This is a genomic window from Psychromarinibacter halotolerans (assembly GCF_029168315.1).
Lineage (GTDB): Bacteria > Pseudomonadota > Alphaproteobacteria > Rhodobacterales > Rhodobacteraceae > Psychromarinibacter > Psychromarinibacter halotolerans.
The window spans coordinates 639,737-657,588 of sequence record NZ_JARGYD010000002.1; the positions used below are offsets into that span (position 1 = coordinate 639,737).

Sequence of the window (17,852 nt, forward strand, 5' to 3'; positions counted from 1 at the left end):
GCCGCTCAGGTGAAGGGAATGATCAGGCCGACGACGATCAGCAGGCTGCCCGCGATGATGTTCGTCCGACGCACCGCCTGCGGCGACGCCAAAAGCTTGCGGATCTGCCCGACAGAGGCGGCCACGACAAGGTTGCCCAGCAGCGGGATCGCCGCCGAGAGGGCGCAGATCGCCACGATGTCCGGCACCGTCAGCGTCCGAAGGTCGAAGAACCCCGGCAACATGCCCATGTAGAACAGGATCGCCTTCGGGTTCCCAAGGATCACGGCGACGCCCGCCACAAACCCGGCCCATGCGCCGGGCCGTGTCAGGCGGCTGTCGGCCGAAATCGATTTGTCCGCGTTCTTCAGGATCATGAACCCCATGCCAAGAAAGAACGCCGTGGCCACCCATTTCAGGAACAGCAGGAACCCCGAGAAGACCGACACCAGCCACGTCACGCCCAGCACCGCCAGCAGCGGCCAGACCACGTCGCCCACCACCACGCCCAGCGCCAGCGGCCACGCGGCGTGAAACCCACCGGACAGCGCCCGCGCCGTCATCGCAAGCCACACGGGGCCGGGGGTCAGGAACAGGACGGCAAGGCCAAGGGCGTACAGCCCCAGTTCGACAGCGGTGATGGTCATGCGATGTCCTCGGCCAGCGCGCGGATGGCTTGCGCGGTGGTCCAGTTGCGGGCGGTGACCGGGACAGTCAGCGCCTTGTCCAGTTTCGCGGCCAGCTTCGACCGGCCGATGCCGTCGGGCGCATGCAGGTACGCCGCCCCCTGCCTCACCGCCAGCGTCTCGGTCCCGGTGGCAAGGGCGCGGGTCTGCGCATCAGGCTCCTGCGGCGTGCCATCGGCGAAGTAGACGTGCACCGATTTGCCGTCGGCCTGTCCCTGCGCCGCGAACGGGCAGGCGTCCAGCACCTCCCGATAGGTGTCCAGGTGCAGGACCAGCACATGCGGGCGAAATCCCTTGGCGGCCGCGATGGCATCCGACAGCGTTTCAGCCTCGACACCGCCCCGCACAACGGCGTTGCCGCTTTGGATGTAGGTCCGGCAATCCTCGGCCCCCAGACCCTCCAGCATGGCACGCAGTTCGGCCATCGGCAGGCTGTTCCGCCCGCCGACATTGATCCCGCGCAGAAGCACGACCGACACCTCGCTCATGTCCCGACCTCCGATGCGCCGCCGGTTTCGGTGACGCCCACGACCTGCGCCCGGTCGCCCAGCTCCGCGAACAACTCCGGACCGGTCCCCGTCATCCACGCCTGCGCGCCAAGGGCACAGATCTCGTCATAAAGCGCGGCGCGGCGGCCCGCGTCCAGATGCGCCGCGACCTCGTCCAGCAGAACGATGGGCGGCGCGCCGAAATCCTGCGCCAGCGCGCGGGCATTGGCGAGGATCAGCGAGATCAGCAGCGCCTTCTGCTCGCCGGTCGAACACTGGCGCGCGGGGACCCCTTTGGCGGCATAGACGGCGTCCAGATCGGCCCGGTGCGGCCCGATCAGCGTGCGTCCGGCATACAGGTCGCGCGAACGCCCGGCGGCCAGCGCGGCGGCAAAGCTTTCGGCGTCCCCCGGCGTCTCGCTGTCGTCGGCGGCGCCCAGCGTCAGGTCCGCGGTGGGAAAGGCCGTCTCTGCCCCGGCCTGCGCGCCCGCGATCCGGTCCAGCGCATCGCGCCGGTTCGTCTGGATCGCGGCGCCCGCCTCGGCCATCTGCCGCTCCAGCGCCGCATACCAGTGCGCGTCCCGCACCTGATCCTTCAGCAGCCGGTTGCGTTCGCGCATCGCTTTCTCATAGGTCAGCGTCGCCTCGGCGTGGGACGGCTCGAAGCTCATCGCGATCCGGTCCAGGAACCGCCGTCGTCCATCGGCGCCCTCGATCCACAGCCGGTCCATCGACGGCACCAGCCAGATCATCCGCGCGATCCGCCCCAGCGCCACCTGCGTCGCGCCCTTGCCGTCGATCTGCACCATGCGCGCGCCCGCCGGCTCCCACGAGGTCGCCACCTCGTGCACTTGATACAGGCTTTGCAGCACGCCCGAGACCTTCCACCCCAACCCTTCGGGCTGGCGCGACATCTCTTCGGCGCTGGACCGCCGCAGCCCGCGTCCGGGCGAAAACAGCGATACGGCCTCTAACAGGTTGGTCTTGCCCGCGCCGTTCGGCCCGTGAATCGCCACAGGCCGCCCGTCAAGCGCCAGCACTGCCCGGCGGTGCGAGCGGAAGTGCGACAGCGTCAGCTCCGTCAGTGCGAGACCGGGCATGACCCCATCTTCTTCTCTTGAAAAATACCTCTGCCAGCGGCAGCCCCCGCAGGGGGCTTACACGCGCATCGGCATGACGACATAGACCGCGCTCAGGTCGTTGCCCTCGCGCATCAGGGTCGGGTCGCCGGCGGAATTGAACAGGAACACGGCGTTCTCGCGGTCCACCTGACTGGCGATTTCCAGCAGGTACTTCGCGTTGAACCCGATCTCCAGCTTCTCGTCGCCATAGGCCACGGCCAGCTCTTCCTCGGCGGCGCCGCTGTCGGGTGCGTTCACCGACAGTACCAGCCGGTCCTCGTCCAGCTGCAGCTTCACGGCGCGCGACCGCTCGGACGACACGGTCGCGACCCGGTCGACGGCCTTCGCGAATTCCTGCGCGTCGACTTCCAGCTTACGGGTGTTGCCCGCGGGGATGACGCGCGAATAGTCGGGGAACGTGCCGTCGATGACCTTCGAGGTCAGGGTGATCTCGGGCGTGGCGAAGCGGATCTTCGTCTCGGACACCGACACCGCGATCTTCATGTCGTCGTCGTCCAGCAGCTTGCGCAGTTCGCCCACCGTCTTGCGAGGCACGATGACGCCAGGCATGTCCTCGGCACCTGCCGGAAGATCGGCATCGATCCGGGCCAGCCGGTGGCCGTCGGTCGCGACGCAGCGCAGGACCTGTCCGCCCTCGGCCTCGGCGACGTGCATGTAGACGCCGTTCAGGTAATACCGCGTTTCCTCGGTCGAGATCGCGAATTTCGACTTGTCGAAAAGACGCCGCAGCACCGGTGCCGGGGCCGAGAAGTTCGACTGGTACTCGGACGACGCCATCACCGGGAAGTCTTCTTTCGGCAGCGTCGCGAGGTTAAAGTTCGACCGGCCCGCGATCACCTCCAGCCGCCCCGAGGCGCCATCGTCCACCAGCTGGACCATCGCCCCGTCCGGCAGCTTGCGGACGATCTCGTGCAGGGTGACGGCGCTGACCGTCGTGGCGCCCGCGCGTTCGACCATCGCGGGGATCTTGTCGACCACCTCGATGTCCAGGTCGGTGGCGCGGAAGGTGACGCCGTCGCCCTCGGCTTCAATCAGCACGTTCGCCAGGATCGGGATCGTGTTGCGCCGTTCAACGACGGACTGCGCCTGACCTACGGCCTTCAGAAGCGTGCCGCGTTCGATGCTGACTTTCATCGTCATCCCTCATGCTGTCGGGGCGAGAACCCTACTCGGATCTCGCCCCGGCTCAAGTGCTTTTTGCGGACAGTGAGTCCCTTTGGCTGCAGCGTCAAGCCCCACCCGGGGCGTGTCTCAGGCTTCCAGAGCCCGCCGCAGCAGTTCGATGTCGTCGGCCAGCTGACTGTCGTTCATCATCAGCTCTTCGATCTTCCGCACGCCGTGCATGATCGTGGTGTGATCGCGGTTGCCGAAACGGCGGCCGATTTCCGGCAGCGACCGCGAGGTCAGCTGCTTGGACAGGTACATCGCCACCTGACGGGGCCGCGCCAGCGCGCGAAGGCGGCGGGGGCCGATCAGGTCGGACAGGCGGATGTTGTAATGCTCGCTGACCTTGCGCTGGATCTCTTCGATGGTGATCTTGCGGTCCGAGGCGCGCAGGATATCTGCAAGACATTCCTGCGTCAGGTCCAGCGTGATCTCGCGGCCGACCAGCGTCGCGAAGGCGAACAGGCGCATCAGCGCGCCTTCCAGCACGCGGACATTGTTCGAGATGCGGTGCGCAAGGAATTCCAGCACGCCGTCGGCGATGACCAGACCGGGATACTGCATGCGCTGCTGTTCGACCTTCTGCTGAAGGATGCCAAGGCGCAGTTCATAGTCGGTCGGGTGCAGGTCGACGACCAGACCGCACTGCAGGCGGCTGGTGATGCGGTCTTCCATGTCCTTGATCTCGTTCGGGGCACGGTCGGCCGAGATCACGATCTGCTTGTTCTGGTCCACCAGCGCGTTGAACGTGTGGAAGAACTCTTCCTGCGTGCTGTCCTTGCCGGCGATGAACTGGACGTCGTCGACCATCAGAACGTCGACCGAGCGGAACAGCTGTTTGAAGTCCATCATCTGCTTGTCGCGCAGCGCCTGCACGAAACGGTACATGAACTGTTCCGCCGACAGGTACACGACGCGCAGGCCGTCTTCGCGGTTCTGCAACTCGTGCGCGATGGCGTGCATCAGGTGCGTTTTGCCCAGACCGACGCCGCCGTACAGGAACAGCGGGTTGAACGACACCTCGTTGCCCTCGGCCACGCGGCGCGCGGCGGCGTGGGCCAGCTCGTTCGGCTTGCCGACGACAAAACGGTCGAAGGTGAACCGCGGATCCAGCGGCGCGCCGGGAAGCTCGTCCTCGGTCGTGGTGGCCACGGCGGCGGTGCGGGTCGCGGCGGCGGCTTTTGCGGGAACGCGGGGGGCTTGCGGGCGGGAGGCCGGCGCAAGCGTGAATTTCATGCGGGATACCGGCACGCCGGCAGCCTTGAGCCGCATCATGATCAGGTCGCTGAAGTTCCGCGTGACCCAGTCACCGATGAAGTTCGTCGGCACGTAGAATACGGCTTCGCCCTCATTCAATGTCCCGAATTCAATCGGCTCGATCCAGTTCCGGAAGTTGTCCTTGCCCACGACATCCGCCAGTTCGTTCCTGATCTTCGTCCACAACTCTTCGTTCATCTTATTTTTGACCCGCACCTCAGTTCTGTCCCACCCGAAACCCCTATGAGGCCCCGGAACCTTGATTGCGTTTCGCCGCAAACCGCCTTGGAAAACAGACCGGCTGCGCAGGGCGATTGCCCTGCGTGCCACAGCTCGGTCCGTCCGATCCGGCGGCGCCACAGAACAGACAGCCCGCCGGGCATATGCCCGCCGCCAGTCTGCCCGAAGGCACCAGTTGTCTTGGAACATCGAGATCGTGAGAAACGTCGCGTCAGCGGCGGTTTCCCGTCAGGCCCCCGTCACGGCATTTGGCAGCGCCGTGCATCGGTTTCCTTCAAGCCTTGTCCTGTTGTCGCCCCACATCAGGTGCGCATCCGAATTGCAGAGTTCGGACGCTTTGGCTCTTCGACCCCATGTCCCCCCAGGTTGTTTTTTGCGTGAATCGCTCGGGCAAGCTAGCCCGCGAAATGTGGCATGCGCAATGAGTCGTCGGGCCGGTTTTCCCGCTTTATTGGGTTGCGTCCGGAAGAATCCTTTTCCCCTTTGGCCAAGCGGTGCGGAATCATCACAGGTCGGAAACAACAAAGGCCCGCGACGGTCGCGGGCCTTTGTTCGATTTGTCTGTGAGTCGTGCGGCGCTGCAGAAAAGCCCTTAAAAAACAGGGCCCCACAGAATCATCTTCACGCAGGGCTTAGCCCAGCGATTTCACGCGCGAGTTCAAACGCGAGATTTTGCGGGCAACCGTGTTCTTGTGGAGAACGCCTTTGGTGACGCCCCGCATCAGCTCGGGCTGGGCAGCCTGCAGCGCGGTGGCGGCGGCATCCTTGTCGCCGGACGCGATCGCTTCCTCGACCTTGCGCAGGTAGGTGCGGATGCGCGAGCGACGGGCCTTGTTGACGGCATAACGGCGCTCGTTCTGACGGGCGCGCTTCTTGGACTGGGGCGAATTCGCCATGTCGGTTTCCCTTCCTCGGGTTCAGTACATACCAATAGCGCAGCAAGACCCGGGTCGGGTTTCAGGAACCGACTCAATCCGGCCAGGCGGGCCTCACGCGCATGTAAGCCGTGGCCTATAAGCGAGGAGTCGCGGTTTGTGAAGCCGAAATCGTCCTGCCGCCGGGCCGGTGGGACGCGCTGACGATCCCGGGCACCGCAGGGCACGATGCGCCATAATACCGTGCCTGCCAGTATTCCGAGGAAAATCCGGTTACTTCAACGAAGTCCGGGAAGGGGATCGGTGGTGGCCACCGTCTCGAACCCCGCGATCAGCGGTCGGCCCTTCGTGATTGCCTTCTGCACCGACGGCAGGCGCAGCGACGCCTTGTGCGCTTCGGCGTCTTCCCAGACCTCGGTGACCCAGATCACGTCCGGGTCCTGCGAATCCAGTGCAACCACGTAGGAAAGGCAGCCGGGCAAATCGCGCGAGCCGTCGTGCAGGTACGCAGCCAGTTCGGCGCGGCGCCCGGACTCGGCGGTGATCTTCCCGATCAGTCCGAACACCGCCGCACCGGCTACTTGTCGCGGAACTGCGGTTCGCGCTTATCAAGGAAGGCGGACATGCCTTCCTTCTGGTCCTCTGTCGCGAACAGCGAGAAGAACAGACGCCGTTCGAACAGCAGACCCTCGGCCAGCGTCGTCTCGAACGCGCGGTTGACGGCTTCTTTCGCCGCCCGCGTCGACAGCGCGGATTTCTCGGAAATCTTGTGCGCCGCTGCCATAGCCTCTTCCATCAGCTTCTTGGCCGGGACGATGCGGCTGACAAGGCCTGAGCGTTCGGCCTCTTCGGCATCCATGAACCGCCCCGTCAGGTGCATGTCCATCGCCTTGGCCTTGCCGATGGCGCGGGTCATCCGTTGCGTGCCGCCGATCCCGGCGATGACGCCAAGGTTGATCTCGGGCTGGCCGAACTTGGCGGTGTCCGCCGCGATGATGAAGTCGCACATCATCGCCAGTTCGCAGCCGCCGCCCAGCGCATAGCCCGACACGGCGGCGATCACCGGCTTGCGGGCGCGCGCGATGCTTTCCGCTTCGTTCCCGAACATGTTCTCAAGATAGACCTCGACGAAGGTCTTCTCGGACATCTCCTTGATGTCCGCGCCGGCGGCGAACGCCTTCTCGGACCCGGTGATGATGGTGCAGCGGACCTTTTCGTTGGCCTCTGCCTCGCGCAGCGCGGTCGCAAGCTCGCCCATCAATTCCGAATTGAGAGCGTTCAGTGCGTCCGGTCGATTGAGCTTGATGACTGCGACGTGGTCGTCAATTTCGACGATGATCGTCTTGAAGGCCATTTGGATGCCTTTGGCTGTTACCGTCCGACCGACTCCATACCCATCCACGGGCGCGGTTCAAGTCACGTTTGGCAGTTGGGGCAGAAGAAGGTGGATCTGCCGGACTGCGTGATTCGTGCAACCGTACCGTTACAGCCGGGTGTCGTGCAGGGCTGGCCCTCGCGGCCGTAGACGCGGAAGGTGTGCTGAAAATATCCAAGTTCCCCGCTGGCTTGGCGGTAATCGCGCAGGCTGGAGCCGCCCGCGGCGATGGCGTCCGTCAGCACGTCCCGGATGATCGGGACCAGCGAGCGGATGCGCTTGTCCGAGATGCGGCCCGCCTTGCGGCGTGGTGCGATCTGTGCCCGAAAAAGCGCCTCGCAAACATAAATGTTGCCAAGTCCCGCAACGACATTCTGGTCCAGCAGTGCCGATTTGATCGGCGTGTTCCGTCCTTTAAGCCGTTCGGCAAGGTAATCTTCGTGGAAGGTGTTGCCCAGCGGTTCGGGACCCAGCGGCTTTAGCAGCCAGTGATCCTGAAGCGTCGCGGTGGGCCAAAGGTCCATCGCGCCGAAGCGGCGCGCGTCGTTGAAGGTGATCCGTGCGCCAGAGCTCATTTCAAGCACGACGTGATCGTGCTTTTCGGTCGGCGCGTGGTCGTGGACGAAGGCGCCTGGCATCCGCCCCGAGATCAGCATCCGCCCCGACATGCCAAGGTGGACGATCAGCGTTTCACCCGAAGACAGGTCGGCAAGGATATATTTCGACCGACGGCGCAGCGCGGTGACGGTCTGCCCGGCAAGCCGGTCGGCCATCCGGTCGGGGAAGGGCCAGCGCAGGTCGGGGCGCCGGACGTCGGCGCTGTCGATGACGAACCCTTCCACCACCGGCAACAGACCGCGGCGGACAGTCTCGACTTCGGGGAGTTCGGGCATTCAGTGCCTTCGATTCAGTTCGATCTGCTTCTTCAGCCGACGCTCCAGCGTTTTTCGGCCTGCCACGTATCGCAGAACCCGGACCTGCTTTCCATCCCGGACGTCCGGTGATCAGGGATAGACCTATGCGTTCAAAAAAAACGAACCGCCCCGCGGGGGTGCGGGGCGGTTGTTGGGGGAAGCGCAGGGAAACTTGCGCTTGCGTATTGCGCCGAACGGACGGGGTGAGACTTCGGGTGAGAGAGAAACCCGTTCGTTCAGGCTGGGGCAGGCGGTTGGTCAGGCCGCCCGACGCTCCGGTGCGAAGACGACGTTGGCGGGGGCCGCGGAACGTGCCGACGCGAAAGTCAGGGCCGGGGCTTTGCGCGGCTGGCTGGCGCGCTTGTCCTCGATCAGGAAGATGTTGTCCACTTTGGTGGAAGCCAGGGTGGCCAGAGCTGCGATGCGGCCTTCACGGGCTTTCTGAAGCAGGGACTTTTCCATTTTGTTTCTCCGTTCGTGAGTCTGTTTTGATTATTTTTGATGGGGGTATTTAGGGGTCGTGTGGGCGGTGGGTCAGGCCGCCCGGGCAGCGCCGGTTGCTCCGGTCTTGTAGAAAACGCCGCGGACGGTGCGGATCACCCGCTCGCTTTGGCGCATCCGCTTGATCGACACCACGTTGCCGGCAGGGCCGGAGGGGCGGTCGTCGTTCGCGGCGTGGAAAGTAAGGTTCTTCGGGTAGGAGACGATGTTCGTGTGCATTGTGACCTCCATTCGTTCGGGTTTTCGTTCGGATTTTGTTTTGGTTTGTTTGGTAGTGTTTTTTGGTCTTGGTCGTTCGTTAGGCGGCGCTTGGGTACCGTTTCTCCTGCCGGTGCCCGCATTCGGCATCGAACAGGGTGTCGATAAGATTGTTGGACACGGGCGGAAGATCGGCAGCGCCGCCCTTGGAGTCGCAGTCGGCGTCCAGGATGCGCTTGCGCATCCTTGCGGCTTCCGTCTGCAGAGCAGTGACTATCTTGGCAGTCATCGGCTTGTTCCTTGTCCTCAGTTCGTACATCCCGAGATTGAAATCACCTGTGAATCGTGGCGCAAATCGACGGGAAATAAGGCGAGAATGTGCAAAGCCCCAAAAATACCTGATAACAGGCGGTTCTGGCCTTTTTTGGCGTCCGAACCGTGTTTGAAGCCGTTCGGTATTTTGAAAAAATTGGGGCCAAACATGGCGATTATTGGTTAACGCGCGACAAAGGGCTGAAAACACTACCTAAAAAGACAGGTCCAAATGAGGCATTTCGACAGAATCGGGTGGCAGAAATAAGAATCGTCTGCCCGGTTTGGGCCAAGCGGTGGTCCTGAACAGGACAAGCGAGGCCCGGAGGCCCCGGAAAACCGGATCATCCGACCGTTAAGGTTTGAACGATTTCGACAGGGCCGGAGTCAGCTGGGATCAACCAGAGGGTGTGTGCCACAATTCAATTGCGCCGAGTTTGCGGCGGATGCTGCCCGCGTCCGGCCACGAACCGACTCGGACGCGGTGCAGGACAGGGTCAGCCGACCTTGCTTGAGTCGCGCACCTGCAGCTTCACCGGATGCCGGACCAGCTCTTCCGGGGGGACCCCGTTATCGATCCAGTCCAGAAGCGCCGTGACCGACGCCCGCGCGACGGCGTCGACATCGCAGCGGACCGACGTGATCGACGGTTCGGCCTGCGCGCATTCCGGGATGTCGTCGAAGCCGACGATCCAGAAATCGCGCCCGACGGTCCGCCCTGCGGCCATCGCGGCAGAAGACATGCCCAGCGCCACGCTGTCATTGATGCAGATCGCCGCCTGCACGTCCGGATGGTCGCGCGCGATCAGCGCCATCGCCTCGCGGCCATAGGTGCGGTCCGACCCGCCTTGCAGAACCAGCGCCCTGCGTCCGTGGACCTGCATGATGTCGCGATAGCCCGAGGCCCGCTCGCGCGAGATCTGGTGACCGGCGTAGCCACCGACGAAGGCAATCTCGGTCAGGCCTTGGTCCAGCAGGTGCTGTGCGGCTAGGTGGCTGCCGATGGCGTAGTCGATGGAATGGAACGGAAGCTGCGCGACACGGCTGTCGCCTTGCCGCAGAACCTGCATGGTCGGGATGCCGGTCGCGAGGATGGTGCTGAACACCGGGGCCTCGGAACTGCGGCAGGGCGCGATAAGCAGGCCGGCAATGTCCTGTTCCAGCGCAAGGCGCACGGCGCGATCCTCGGTATCCGGGTCCTCAGAGGAATCCGCGATCAGGGCCGCCATGCCGCGATCCATCAGGGCGCGCTGGGCGGCGGCGACGAATTCGGTGACGAAGGGAACCCGCAGGTCGTTGACGACGATGCCAATGCGTCCGGTGTTGGAACTGCGCAGCGCGGCGGCGGCGCGGTTGCGGACGTAGTGAAGCTCGCGGATCGCGGTTTCGACGGCCGCCTTGGTTTCGGCCCGCACCAACGGCGAGTCATGAAGAACCAGCGAAACGGTGGATTTCGACACTCCGGCCTTTTCCGCCACATCGCGGATCGTCGCGCGTTTTCCCATCAACACGTCCTGCGCAAGCGACCCGCGTGAAGTCTCACGCGGGTTCATGACCCTTCTCCCCGCCCGAAGGCTTAGACCGGGACGCCGCGGAAGGTAAGGGTTACGCCGCGGCGCGGCGTCCGCAGCGGCAAAAACGCCGCCCGGTTGCCCGGGCAGCGGGCGGCGCGCTCAGAGACTATGCAGTCGGCGCCATCTGTTTTCGGCGGACTGCACGAATTCCGCCGCTGTCTGGATCTCGGCCTGCGGAATCTCGTGCCCGCTCTCGTGCCAGTACAGCGTCGTGTCGGCGCCCTGTTCACGGAACCAGTCCGCCAGAAAGTCGGTGCCGGCGGGCGAGCAGATCGGATCGCGCCGCCCGGCGGTGATCAGCACGTTCACCCCCTTCAGGGCGGGCACCGGGTCCGGCACCCACGGGATCAGCGGGTGCATCAGGACGATGTCGGTGAACAGGCCGGGCTCCGCCATCGCGACCGAGGCAAGGATATTCGCCCCGTTCGAATAGCCCAGCCCGATCACCGGACGGTCGCCGGTCGGAAAGCCGCGCACGAACCCGGCCATCGCCTGCGTCCGCGCGGCGAGGTCGGGCATGTCATAGACGCCTTCCCCGGTGCGCCGGAAATAACGGTTCGCGCCGTTCTCGGACACGTCCCCGCGCGGCGACACGACATGGGCATCGGGCAGGATCTGTTCGCCCAGCCCGTGGAACTGGGATTCGTCACCGCCGGTGCCGTGGAAGGTGAACAGCAGGGGGCCGCCGTCGGCCCCCTTCGTTTCCTTATATACGTAGCTCATGGCTCAATCCTCGATCGGTTCAAGGTACTTCTCTTCCAGCACCTTCCGCAGGTGGGCGTGCTGGTTCGGCAGTTGCAGGGCCTCGCCCAGATGGGCGGTGTCCTCGTCCCGGTCGAAACCGGGTTCGTTAGTGGCCACCTCGAACAGGACGCCGCCGGGGGACCGGAAGTAGATCGCCCAGAAGTAATCCCTGTCGATGACCGGCGTGACGCCATAGCCCGTGTCGGACAGCGCCTTGCGGACTTCAAGCTGCGTCTCGCGGGTGTCGACGCTGAACGCCAGATGGTGAACCGACCCCGCGCCCTGTTTGGCATAGTTCGCGCCCTTCAGGGTTTGCAGGTCGATGACATCGGCGCCGTTGCCGTTCGGAATGCGCAGGCGGACGGTGTCGCCGTCGCGGTCATCTTCCTCGTATCCCATGAACCGCAGCAGCTCTTCGGTCGCACCGCCGTCGCTGACGCGCAGGTGCGCCGAGTGGAAGCCCCGGATCGCCTCGTCAGACGGGACGCCGTTGCCGGACCACGGGGCGCGACCGTCCTCGGTTTCGACCAGCGCGAAGGCGTCGCCGTCCGGTCCGGTGAAGTGCAGGCGCTCTTCGCCGAAGCTGGACGACCGCTCCAGACCCGGCGTGCCGAATGTCTGGAACCTGTCCTGCCAGTAGGCCAGCGTGCCTTTCGGGACCGCGAAGACAGTGGTGCCGACCTCGCCGAGCCCCGGACGGCCCCGGGCGGCGTGCGGGAACGGGAAATAGGTCATGACCGAGCCGGGCGTGCCGACCTCGTCCCCATAGTAAAGGTGATACACCTCGGGTGCGTCGAAGTTGACGGTCTTCTTGACCCGGCGCAGGCCGAGATCCTTCGTGAAGAAGTCGTTGTTGGCCTGAGCACCACTGGCAATCGAGGTAACGTGGTGCAGCCCGTTGATTTGCGTCAGCATGGTCGCTCTCCTTGCACCGTCTGTCCGGTGCTTTGGTTTGACGCACCGACAGCCGGTGCGTTGTGCTTCGATCTGGAATGTCGTCATTTATGATCGCGAGAAAAGAAGCGTACGGGCAGGGACTCTGTGCGCCGTCGCACAAATGTGAAGAAAACCTTGGGGAGGGTGTGCGAATGGGGATGGAGGCCGACTTTGTCGTCGTCGGGGCCGGGTCTGCCGGATGCGTTCTGGCGAACCGGCTAAGCGAGAAGGGCAGCGTCACACTGCTCGAAGCCGGGGGCCGCGATAGCTATCACTGGGTGCATATTCCCGTTGGCTATCTTTATTGCATCGGCAATCCGCGCACCGATTGGGGCTTTCGCACCGCCGAGGAAAAGGGCCTGAACGGGCGGTCCCTTCTGTACCCGCGCGGGCGCATCCTTGGTGGCTGTTCGTCGATCAATGGCATGATCTACATGCGCGGGCAGGCCGCCGACTATGATCATTGGCGCCAGCTTGGACTGCCGGGCTGGGGCTGGGATGACGTGCTTCCGTGGTTCCGGAAGTCCGAGGATTATTTCGACGGCGAAAGCGATCTGCACGGCGCCGGCGGCGAATGGCGGGTCGAGGAACAGCGGCTAAGCTGGAAGATCCTTGACGATTTCATGGCCGCCGCCGAACAGGCGGGCCTGCCGCGCACCGACGATTTCAACACCGGCGACAACGAGGGTGTCGGCTATTTCAAGGTGAACCAGCGGCGCGGGTGGCGTTGGAACACCGCCAAGGCGTTCCTGCGTCCGGTCGAGGGGCGCGGCGGGCTGCGTGTCGAGACCGGGGCCCAAGTGACCCGCGTGCTGTTCGACGGACGCCGCGCTGCGGGAGTCGAGTTTCGGCAGAACGGCGAGTTGCGAGAGGTTCGCGCGCGGCGCGAGGTCGTGCTTGCCGCGGGGGCCATCGGGTCGCCGCAGATCCTGCAGCTGTCGGGCATCGGCCCCGGCGGGCTGTTGCAAGAGCACGGGATCGACGTGGTGCACGAGGTGCCAAGTGTCGGAGAGAACCTGCAGGATCACCTGCAGCTGCGGTGTTCCTACAAGGTGTCGAACGCCAAGACGCTGAACACCATGTCGGCCACGCTATTCGGCAAGGCCAAGATCGCCGCCGAATATGCCCTGTTCCGCTCTGGCCCGATGTCGATGGCCCCGTCGCAGCTTGGGGCCTTTGCCAAGTCTGGGCCCGACGTGGCCACCGCCGACCTTGAATACCACGTTCAGCCCCTGTCGCTGGACGCGTTCGGCGAACCCCTGCATGCCTTCGATGCCATCACGGCCAGCGTCTGCAACCTGCGGCCCGAAAGCCGGGGTCATGTGCGCATCGTGTCCCCCGATCCGACCGCCGCGCCCGAGATCCGGCCGAACTATCTTGCGGCCGAGCGTGACAGGCAGGTCGCCGCCGCCTCGATCCGGCTGACGCGGCGCATCGTCGGGCAGCCAGCCTTCGCGGGCTACGATCCGGTCGAGTTCAAGCCGGGTACCAACTTCGAAACCGACGCGGATCTTGCCCGCGCGGCGGGCGACATCGGCACGACGATCTTCCATCCCGTCGGCACCGTGCGCATGGGGGCCGACGATGCGGCGCCACTGGACGCCGAATTGCGGGTGCGCGGCATCGACGGTCTTCGCGTCGCGGACGCCAGCGTGATGCCGACGATCACAAGCGGAAACACCAATGCGCCCACGATCATGATCGCCGAGAAAGCGGCCGCGATGATCCTGTCCTGACGCGGGTCGGAATTTACCAAGAAAACCGCGGTATTCGCCGTTGGGTGTCCGGAAACCGGCCCGGTTAAGGCCACGTTCATGACCCTTTGCTAAGCCGATGCGGGGGCGCGTGTACGAGGTGGATGGATGAGCGGGAACGGAAACGCGCCCGTCATCATCAAAAGGAAGAAGGTCGTCGGCGGCGGCGGGCACCACGGTGGGGCGTGGAAGGTCGCGATTGAGATGTTCCTTCTTCGAACGACGCAGATTTTCGCGCCGGATCTTCGATTGCGCCCCGTCGGGGCGGTTCCGATGTCGTTCTGACTGTTGCGTGATGGTGTTCGGGCCACGCGCCACCCCGTCGGGTGCGACGCCGTTTCTCGGATGAAATCGGTAATAGAATGTGAATTTCCTGCGTCCGCTTCAGGCGTTTTCGATAAAACTTATTATTAACAACACGTTCCGGGCTCGGCGCTGGTTGGCGCGGACAATGGAGTTTATTCTCGCCTTGTCAGTGCTTTGGGGTGGGCGAACAGTGTCGTCCGCCGGCCGGCAGAGTCGTAGGTATGCAGTTCCAGCGGTGTGTTCAGCGCCTCGAGCTTGCGGCGGGCGTCGGATAGACCTTGGCGGGCCGCCTCCAGCAGCGCGCCGTTCCGATCCGACATCCGGCGCAAATCCGCGATGTCCTCGGGGTCGGGCCTCGACTGACCCAGCCGCGCCACCAGACGTTCCTTTTCATTGGCGATTTTTTCCAGGGCCCGGAAATCGCCGCGCAGAACCGCCGCCCGTTCCCGCGCAAGCAGCTGTTTCATCGTGCGGGTGCAGCTGCCGCTATCAAACAGGGCCATCACGCTGTTCCTTGAGCGACTCGAATAAGGATTCGGCCAGCCCGATGCCGCCGGCGGCCACCATTTCCTGTGCCTGCGCTTGGACCAGGAACGAGCTGAATTGGTCCTCTCCCACGCCGCCGCCGAAGGCATCGCGGGCCTCGCCGAACCGCGCGGCCTTGAGCATTTCCGCAAGGAACGTCGCCTCTAACGCGCGCGCGGCGTCGCGCAGGCGAATGTCTGACTCATTCTGAGAAGCGGGCCGTATGACGGGTTGGACTGGAGGGCCTTCGATGCCTTGCATCCCGTGGTTCCTTCAATTCGAGCTAGTTTCGGCGTGTATGCCCTGCCACCGGTAAACATCCGGTAATCAATATGCGGGATAAGCGCCCAGTGGGCCGAGGCAGAACACCCGGGGCAGATGATGCAGCCGATACCAATGACCGATATCACGAACTCCGCGCCGGCAAGGGGCGGCAGTGCGCCAATGGTCGGCGAAAAATCCGCGAAAGCGTCGTCAGAGCGACCATTCTCGGCATTCCTTTCCGGAGATTCGGACAGCCATTCGGGTTCGGCGGTCGCGGACCGTGGGAGCAATGGCAGCGGTCAAAACCCGGAAGAGACGCCGTCATCCGAACCGACGCGGAAAGCCGCGCCCAAGGCCGCACGCGATGGCTTGAAAGTGAACGCGGAAGAGGCGGGCCCTATTGTCGAGGAAGACTCGGCTGCACAGGTGCTGGTCGCCACGTTACCTGTTGGACAGGCGTCGACCGACCCAATTCCGGACCCTGACGCCATCTCTGCCATCGAAGAATCTAAGCCGCGAGTGTCGGCGGCGGCCAAACGGGAAAGCGGGGTAGATTCCACGGCTGGTGCTCTTCGGGCATCTGGTCCGGGTCTGACTGATCCTGCCACCGGCTCGGGCATGGACCCGGTTGCTGACCTCAAGGCCGTCAGAGGTCTAATCGAAGCCAATGTTTCCAGCCCTGAGGGCGCACCGCAGACGCAATCAATGCTCGCAGTGGCACACCAGAACGCGGCGGCGGATGGTGATACGGGTACCAGAGGGGTGCGCGCAGCAGACGGGTCGGTGGTTTCTGGCCCAGCGAACACACCGGCAGAGGGCCCGCCGGGTCTGTCGATTGCGGGTGCGACGGCGGCGCGATTGGACAGTCGCAAGACGTCCCCTGTTGGCGGGACAAGACAGGATATGCCTTGGTCCGTCGGCCGTGCAGAAGCCCGGGCAGACCGGTCGCAGCGTGAAGTTCCGGCCGGCGCGCGGCTCGACACCCGCATGCTGCTGCCGGATGCACAAGGTGCCGCCCGACAGGCGGAACGCCCGGGCGTCGCCAGTGAATCGCGAGGTAAGTCCGAGCGGTCCGTCGAAATGCCGGTGGCAGTGCCGCCCGGACTTTCCGGCGACCGCCCCCCGGCGGCTGCTGCCCCCGGCTTCGCGGATACAGAGCGACCGTCGGATGGCAGGGCAAACCCCTCCACACCGTTTTCCGAGTCGGGTCTGCCGGCAGGCCAACTGATGCCGCAACCGCAGGTGAAGTCTGCCGATACGACTGCCGGGCGCCGCACGGGTCGTGCTGCGGCCGTCCCGGACGCGCCGCGCACCGAGTCCGCACCCGCAACAGCAGTTTCGGCCCCGGCCCTGATGACGGCGATGCCCATCGCGCCACCGGCAAGTACGCCCGTGGCAAACGCGGTATCGCGCGAGGCGGAGCGTGGGTTCACCTCTGTCATCGGGGAAGGGCCATCGCCCGAAATGTCCGGTATCACGTCGTCAGCGGATCGCGCCGGATCGACGCCGCCAGCGCGCGCGATCGTGAGCGATCCCGCGCTGCCCCGTCAGATTGCCGTGCAACTGATGGATGCGATGCGCGGCAACCCGGACAGGCCGGTGGAACTGGTGCTGGAACCCGCGGAATTAGGCCGCGTCCGCATGTCGATGGCGGGCGGTGACGGGACGATGCAGGTCTCGCTGACCATCGAACGCATGGAAACCGCCGACCTTTTGCGCCGTCATATCGAGACGCTCGCACAGGAGTTCCGCCAGCTTGGGTATCGCGATGTCTCTTTCCGGTTCAGCGGCGAGGGGGCGTCATCGAATGGTGGTCAGGGCTTTGCGAGCGGCACCGCCGGCGACGGTTTGTTTGAGGTCGCAGAGCCCGACGGCCCCAGCCCGGTAAGGCTTTTGCTTGGCGACCGGATGGATATTCGGCTTTAGAAAGGACCCGAAGATGGAGATCACGCAGACGCAGACGTCTCCGGTTGCCGCGACCCTGTCCGGCGACCCGACGCCCGAACGCACATCGGACGAACCCACCATCGCGTCCGACTTCGAGACGTTTCTTAAGATGCTCACGGTCCAGATGGAAAATCAGGATCCGCTGAACCCAGTGAAAGCCGAGGATTTCGCGGTGCAGCTGGCAACGTTTTCCGGCGTGGAGCAGGCGGTATATACCAACAAACTGCTGGGGCAGCTTCAGTCGCAGATGGGGCTTTCCGGCATCGGCCCCTACGCCGACTGGATCGGGAAAGACGCGCGGGCGCCGGTTGACGCGTATTTCGATGGCTCCGCGATCAACATCGCGACCGAGCCTGATCCCACAGCGACAGAAGCGTTTCTTGTCGTGCGCGATGGCAACGGAATAGAGGTGCAGCGCGTCGCGATCCCGACCGACCCCCGGTTGGTCGAGTGGGACGGCACCACTGCCAGCGGGCTTCCGTTCCCCGAGGGCCGCTATGGCTTCACGGTCGAAAGCTGGTCGGAGGACGGGCTGGAAGCGGTCGAAACCGCGCAGGTCTACACCCGTGTCCTAGAAGCGCGCGGCGATGCCGACAAGACCGTGCTGGTGACGGCAGGGGGAATCGAAGTGCCGGTTGATGAGGTCACTGGCCTGCGGCAGCCATGATCCG

General features: G+C 64.6%; 20 protein-coding genes and 1 pseudogene. 5 read left to right on the plus strand and 16 right to left on the minus strand.

The genetic code is table 11. From position 1 onward, the window contains the following. Positions 1 to 5 precede the first annotated feature (5 nt). From P1K30_RS07990 to P1K30_RS08040, 11 genes are all read right to left on the minus strand, one after another. A complete protein-coding gene (locus P1K30_RS07990) occupies positions 6 to 626 on the minus strand; it encodes a LysE family translocator (RefSeq protein ID WP_275632167.1) in 621 nt (206 codons plus the stop codon). Continuing rightward, the gene (locus P1K30_RS07995) at positions 623 to 1,153 is read right to left on the minus strand and encodes a DUF1697 domain-containing protein (RefSeq protein ID WP_275632168.1); all 531 of its coding nucleotides are present in this window, start codon (positions 1,151 to 1,153) and stop codon (positions 623 to 625) included. Before P1K30_RS07995 ends, P1K30_RS07990 begins: the two co-directional genes overlap by 4 nt. Then, complete coding sequence (gene recF, locus P1K30_RS08000; protein WP_275632169.1) at positions 1,150 to 2,253, minus strand: DNA replication/repair protein RecF; 1,104 nt, start codon at positions 2,251 to 2,253, stop codon at positions 1,150 to 1,152. Before recF ends, P1K30_RS07995 begins: the two co-directional genes overlap by 4 nt. A gap of 57 nt (positions 2,254 to 2,310) precedes the next feature. Further along, positions 2,311 to 3,429 carry a DNA polymerase III subunit beta gene (gene dnaN / locus P1K30_RS08005; protein ID WP_275632170.1) on the minus strand — a complete coding sequence of 373 codons (1,119 nt, stop codon included), beginning with the start codon at positions 3,427 to 3,429 and terminating at the stop codon, positions 2,311 to 2,313. A 117-nt stretch (positions 3,430 to 3,546) separates the two neighbouring features. Beyond that, on the minus strand, positions 3,547 to 4,914 hold the full coding sequence (dnaA, locus tag P1K30_RS08010; protein ID WP_275632171.1) for a chromosomal replication initiator protein DnaA: 1,368 nt from the start codon (positions 4,912 to 4,914) through the stop codon (positions 3,547 to 3,549). Positions 4,915 to 5,588: 674 nt separating this feature from the next. Then, the gene (rpsT, locus tag P1K30_RS08015; protein ID WP_275632172.1) at positions 5,589 to 5,852 is read right to left on the minus strand and encodes a 30S ribosomal protein S20; all 264 of its coding nucleotides are present in this window, start codon (positions 5,850 to 5,852) and stop codon (positions 5,589 to 5,591) included. Positions 5,853 to 6,109: 257 nt separating this feature from the next. Continuing rightward, a complete protein-coding gene (locus P1K30_RS08020; protein WP_275632173.1) occupies positions 6,110 to 6,397 on the minus strand; it encodes a putative quinol monooxygenase in 288 nt (95 codons plus the stop codon). A gap of 11 nt (positions 6,398 to 6,408) precedes the next feature. Further along, positions 6,409 to 7,185 (minus strand): enoyl-CoA hydratase, encoded by a 777-nt coding sequence (locus tag P1K30_RS08025; RefSeq protein ID WP_275632174.1) that lies wholly within the window; start codon positions 7,183 to 7,185, stop codon positions 6,409 to 6,411. A gap of 62 nt (positions 7,186 to 7,247) precedes the next feature. Beyond that, the gene (gene mutM / locus P1K30_RS08030; protein ID WP_275632175.1) at positions 7,248 to 8,099 is read right to left on the minus strand and encodes a bifunctional DNA-formamidopyrimidine glycosylase/DNA-(apurinic or apyrimidinic site) lyase; all 852 of its coding nucleotides are present in this window, start codon (positions 8,097 to 8,099) and stop codon (positions 7,248 to 7,250) included. A 279-nt stretch (positions 8,100 to 8,378) separates the two neighbouring features. Further along, positions 8,379 to 8,582 (minus strand): hypothetical protein, encoded by a 204-nt coding sequence (locus tag P1K30_RS08035; protein WP_275632176.1) that lies wholly within the window; start codon positions 8,580 to 8,582, stop codon positions 8,379 to 8,381. A 72-nt stretch (positions 8,583 to 8,654) separates the two neighbouring features. Beyond that, positions 8,655 to 8,840 (minus strand): hypothetical protein, encoded by a 186-nt coding sequence (locus P1K30_RS08040; protein ID WP_275632177.1) that lies wholly within the window; start codon positions 8,838 to 8,840, stop codon positions 8,655 to 8,657. Between P1K30_RS08040 and P1K30_RS08045 the strand changes: the two genes are divergently transcribed. Beyond that, positions 8,833 to 9,318, plus strand: coding sequence for a hypothetical protein (locus P1K30_RS08045; RefSeq protein WP_275632178.1), 486 nt, complete (start codon positions 8,833 to 8,835; stop codon positions 9,316 to 9,318). The genes P1K30_RS08040 and P1K30_RS08045 overlap by 8 nt on opposite strands. 310 nt (positions 9,319 to 9,628) lie before the next feature. On the opposite strand, the gene P1K30_RS08050 is transcribed toward P1K30_RS08045, so the two are convergent. From P1K30_RS08050 to P1K30_RS08060, 3 genes are all read right to left on the minus strand, one after another. Beyond that, complete coding sequence (locus P1K30_RS08050) at positions 9,629 to 10,684, minus strand: LacI family DNA-binding transcriptional regulator (protein WP_275632179.1); 1,056 nt, start codon at positions 10,682 to 10,684, stop codon at positions 9,629 to 9,631. A gap of 120 nt (positions 10,685 to 10,804) precedes the next feature. Continuing rightward, a complete protein-coding gene (locus P1K30_RS08055) occupies positions 10,805 to 11,428 on the minus strand; it encodes an alpha/beta hydrolase (protein ID WP_275632180.1) in 624 nt (207 codons plus the stop codon). 3 nt (positions 11,429 to 11,431) lie between these two features. Next, entirely contained in the window at positions 11,432 to 12,364 is a 933-nt protein-coding gene (locus P1K30_RS08060) for a VOC family protein (protein WP_275632181.1), read from the minus strand. Between the two features lie 179 nt (positions 12,365 to 12,543). On the opposite strand from P1K30_RS08060, the gene P1K30_RS08065 reads away from it, so the two are divergent. After that, positions 12,544 to 14,121 carry a GMC family oxidoreductase gene (locus P1K30_RS08065; protein WP_275632291.1) on the plus strand — a complete coding sequence of 526 codons (1,578 nt, stop codon included), beginning with the start codon at positions 12,544 to 12,546 and terminating at the stop codon, positions 14,119 to 14,121. 126 nt (positions 14,122 to 14,247) lie between these two features. Then, a pseudogene (locus tag P1K30_RS08070) lies at positions 14,248 to 14,373 on the plus strand (chemotaxis protein MotB); the annotation flags it as partial. 224 nt (positions 14,374 to 14,597) lie between these two features. On the opposite strand, the gene P1K30_RS08075 reads toward P1K30_RS08070, so the two are convergent. Further along, a complete protein-coding gene (locus P1K30_RS08075) occupies positions 14,598 to 14,948 on the minus strand; it encodes a hypothetical protein (RefSeq protein WP_275632182.1) in 351 nt (116 codons plus the stop codon). Then, on the minus strand, positions 14,935 to 15,231 hold the full coding sequence (locus P1K30_RS08080; RefSeq protein ID WP_275632183.1) for a rod-binding protein: 297 nt from the start codon (positions 15,229 to 15,231) through the stop codon (positions 14,935 to 14,937). Before P1K30_RS08080 ends, P1K30_RS08075 begins: the two co-directional genes overlap by 14 nt. 135 nt (positions 15,232 to 15,366) lie before the next feature. Between P1K30_RS08080 and P1K30_RS08085 the strand changes: the two genes are divergently transcribed. Further along, complete coding sequence (locus tag P1K30_RS08085) at positions 15,367 to 17,160, plus strand: flagellar hook-length control protein FliK (RefSeq protein ID WP_275632184.1); 1,794 nt, start codon at positions 15,367 to 15,369, stop codon at positions 17,158 to 17,160. Positions 17,161 to 17,173: 13 nt separating this feature from the next. Then, positions 17,174 to 17,848 carry a flagellar hook capping FlgD N-terminal domain-containing protein gene (locus P1K30_RS08090; RefSeq protein WP_275632185.1) on the plus strand — a complete coding sequence of 225 codons (675 nt, stop codon included), beginning with the start codon at positions 17,174 to 17,176 and terminating at the stop codon, positions 17,846 to 17,848. The last annotated feature ends 4 nt before the right edge of the window (positions 17,849 to 17,852 follow it).

What these genes read in the sequence shown, in the direction of transcription:
- P1K30_RS08085 (WP_275632184.1), top strand. Translation starts at nt 15,367, where the DNA reads ATGACCGATATCACGAACTCCGCGCCGGCAAGGGGCGGCAGTGCGCCA.
- P1K30_RS08040 (WP_275632177.1), bottom strand. Translation starts at nt 8,840, where the DNA reads ATGCACACGAACATCGTCTCCTACCCGAAGAACCTTACTTTCCACGCC.
- P1K30_RS08055 (WP_275632180.1), bottom strand. Translation starts at nt 11,428, where the DNA reads ATGAGCTACGTATATAAGGAAACGAAGGGGGCCGACGGCGGCCCCCTG.
- P1K30_RS08035 (WP_275632176.1), bottom strand. Translation starts at nt 8,582, where the DNA reads ATGGAAAAGTCCCTGCTTCAGAAAGCCCGTGAAGGCCGCATCGCAGCT.
- P1K30_RS07995 (WP_275632168.1), bottom strand. Translation starts at nt 1,153, where the DNA reads ATGAGCGAGGTGTCGGTCGTGCTTCTGCGCGGGATCAATGTCGGCGGG.
- P1K30_RS07990 (WP_275632167.1), bottom strand. Translation starts at nt 626, where the DNA reads ATGACCATCACCGCTGTCGAACTGGGGCTGTACGCCCTTGGCCTTGCC.
- dnaN (WP_275632170.1), bottom strand. Translation starts at nt 3,429, where the DNA reads ATGAAAGTCAGCATCGAACGCGGCACGCTTCTGAAGGCCGTAGGTCAG.
- P1K30_RS08065 (WP_275632291.1), top strand. Translation starts at nt 12,544, where the DNA reads ATGGAGGCCGACTTTGTCGTCGTCGGGGCCGGGTCTGCCGGATGCGTT.
- mutM (WP_275632175.1), bottom strand. Translation starts at nt 8,099, where the DNA reads ATGCCCGAACTCCCCGAAGTCGAGACTGTCCGCCGCGGTCTGTTGCCG.
- P1K30_RS08090 (WP_275632185.1), top strand. Translation starts at nt 17,174, where the DNA reads ATGGAGATCACGCAGACGCAGACGTCTCCGGTTGCCGCGACCCTGTCC.
- P1K30_RS08060 (WP_275632181.1), bottom strand. Translation starts at nt 12,364, where the DNA reads ATGCTGACGCAAATCAACGGGCTGCACCACGTTACCTCGATTGCCAGT.
- P1K30_RS08025 (WP_275632174.1), bottom strand. Translation starts at nt 7,185, where the DNA reads ATGGCCTTCAAGACGATCATCGTCGAAATTGACGACCACGTCGCAGTC.
- P1K30_RS08075 (WP_275632182.1), bottom strand. Translation starts at nt 14,948, where the DNA reads ATGGCCCTGTTTGATAGCGGCAGCTGCACCCGCACGATGAAACAGCTG.
- P1K30_RS08080 (WP_275632183.1), bottom strand. Translation starts at nt 15,231, where the DNA reads ATGCAAGGCATCGAAGGCCCTCCAGTCCAACCCGTCATACGGCCCGCT.
- P1K30_RS08050 (WP_275632179.1), bottom strand. Translation starts at nt 10,684, where the DNA reads ATGAACCCGCGTGAGACTTCACGCGGGTCGCTTGCGCAGGACGTGTTG.
- rpsT (WP_275632172.1), bottom strand. Translation starts at nt 5,852, where the DNA reads ATGGCGAATTCGCCCCAGTCCAAGAAGCGCGCCCGTCAGAACGAGCGC.
- recF (WP_275632169.1), bottom strand. Translation starts at nt 2,253, where the DNA reads ATGCCCGGTCTCGCACTGACGGAGCTGACGCTGTCGCACTTCCGCTCG.
- dnaA (WP_275632171.1), bottom strand. Translation starts at nt 4,914, where the DNA reads ATGAACGAAGAGTTGTGGACGAAGATCAGGAACGAACTGGCGGATGTC.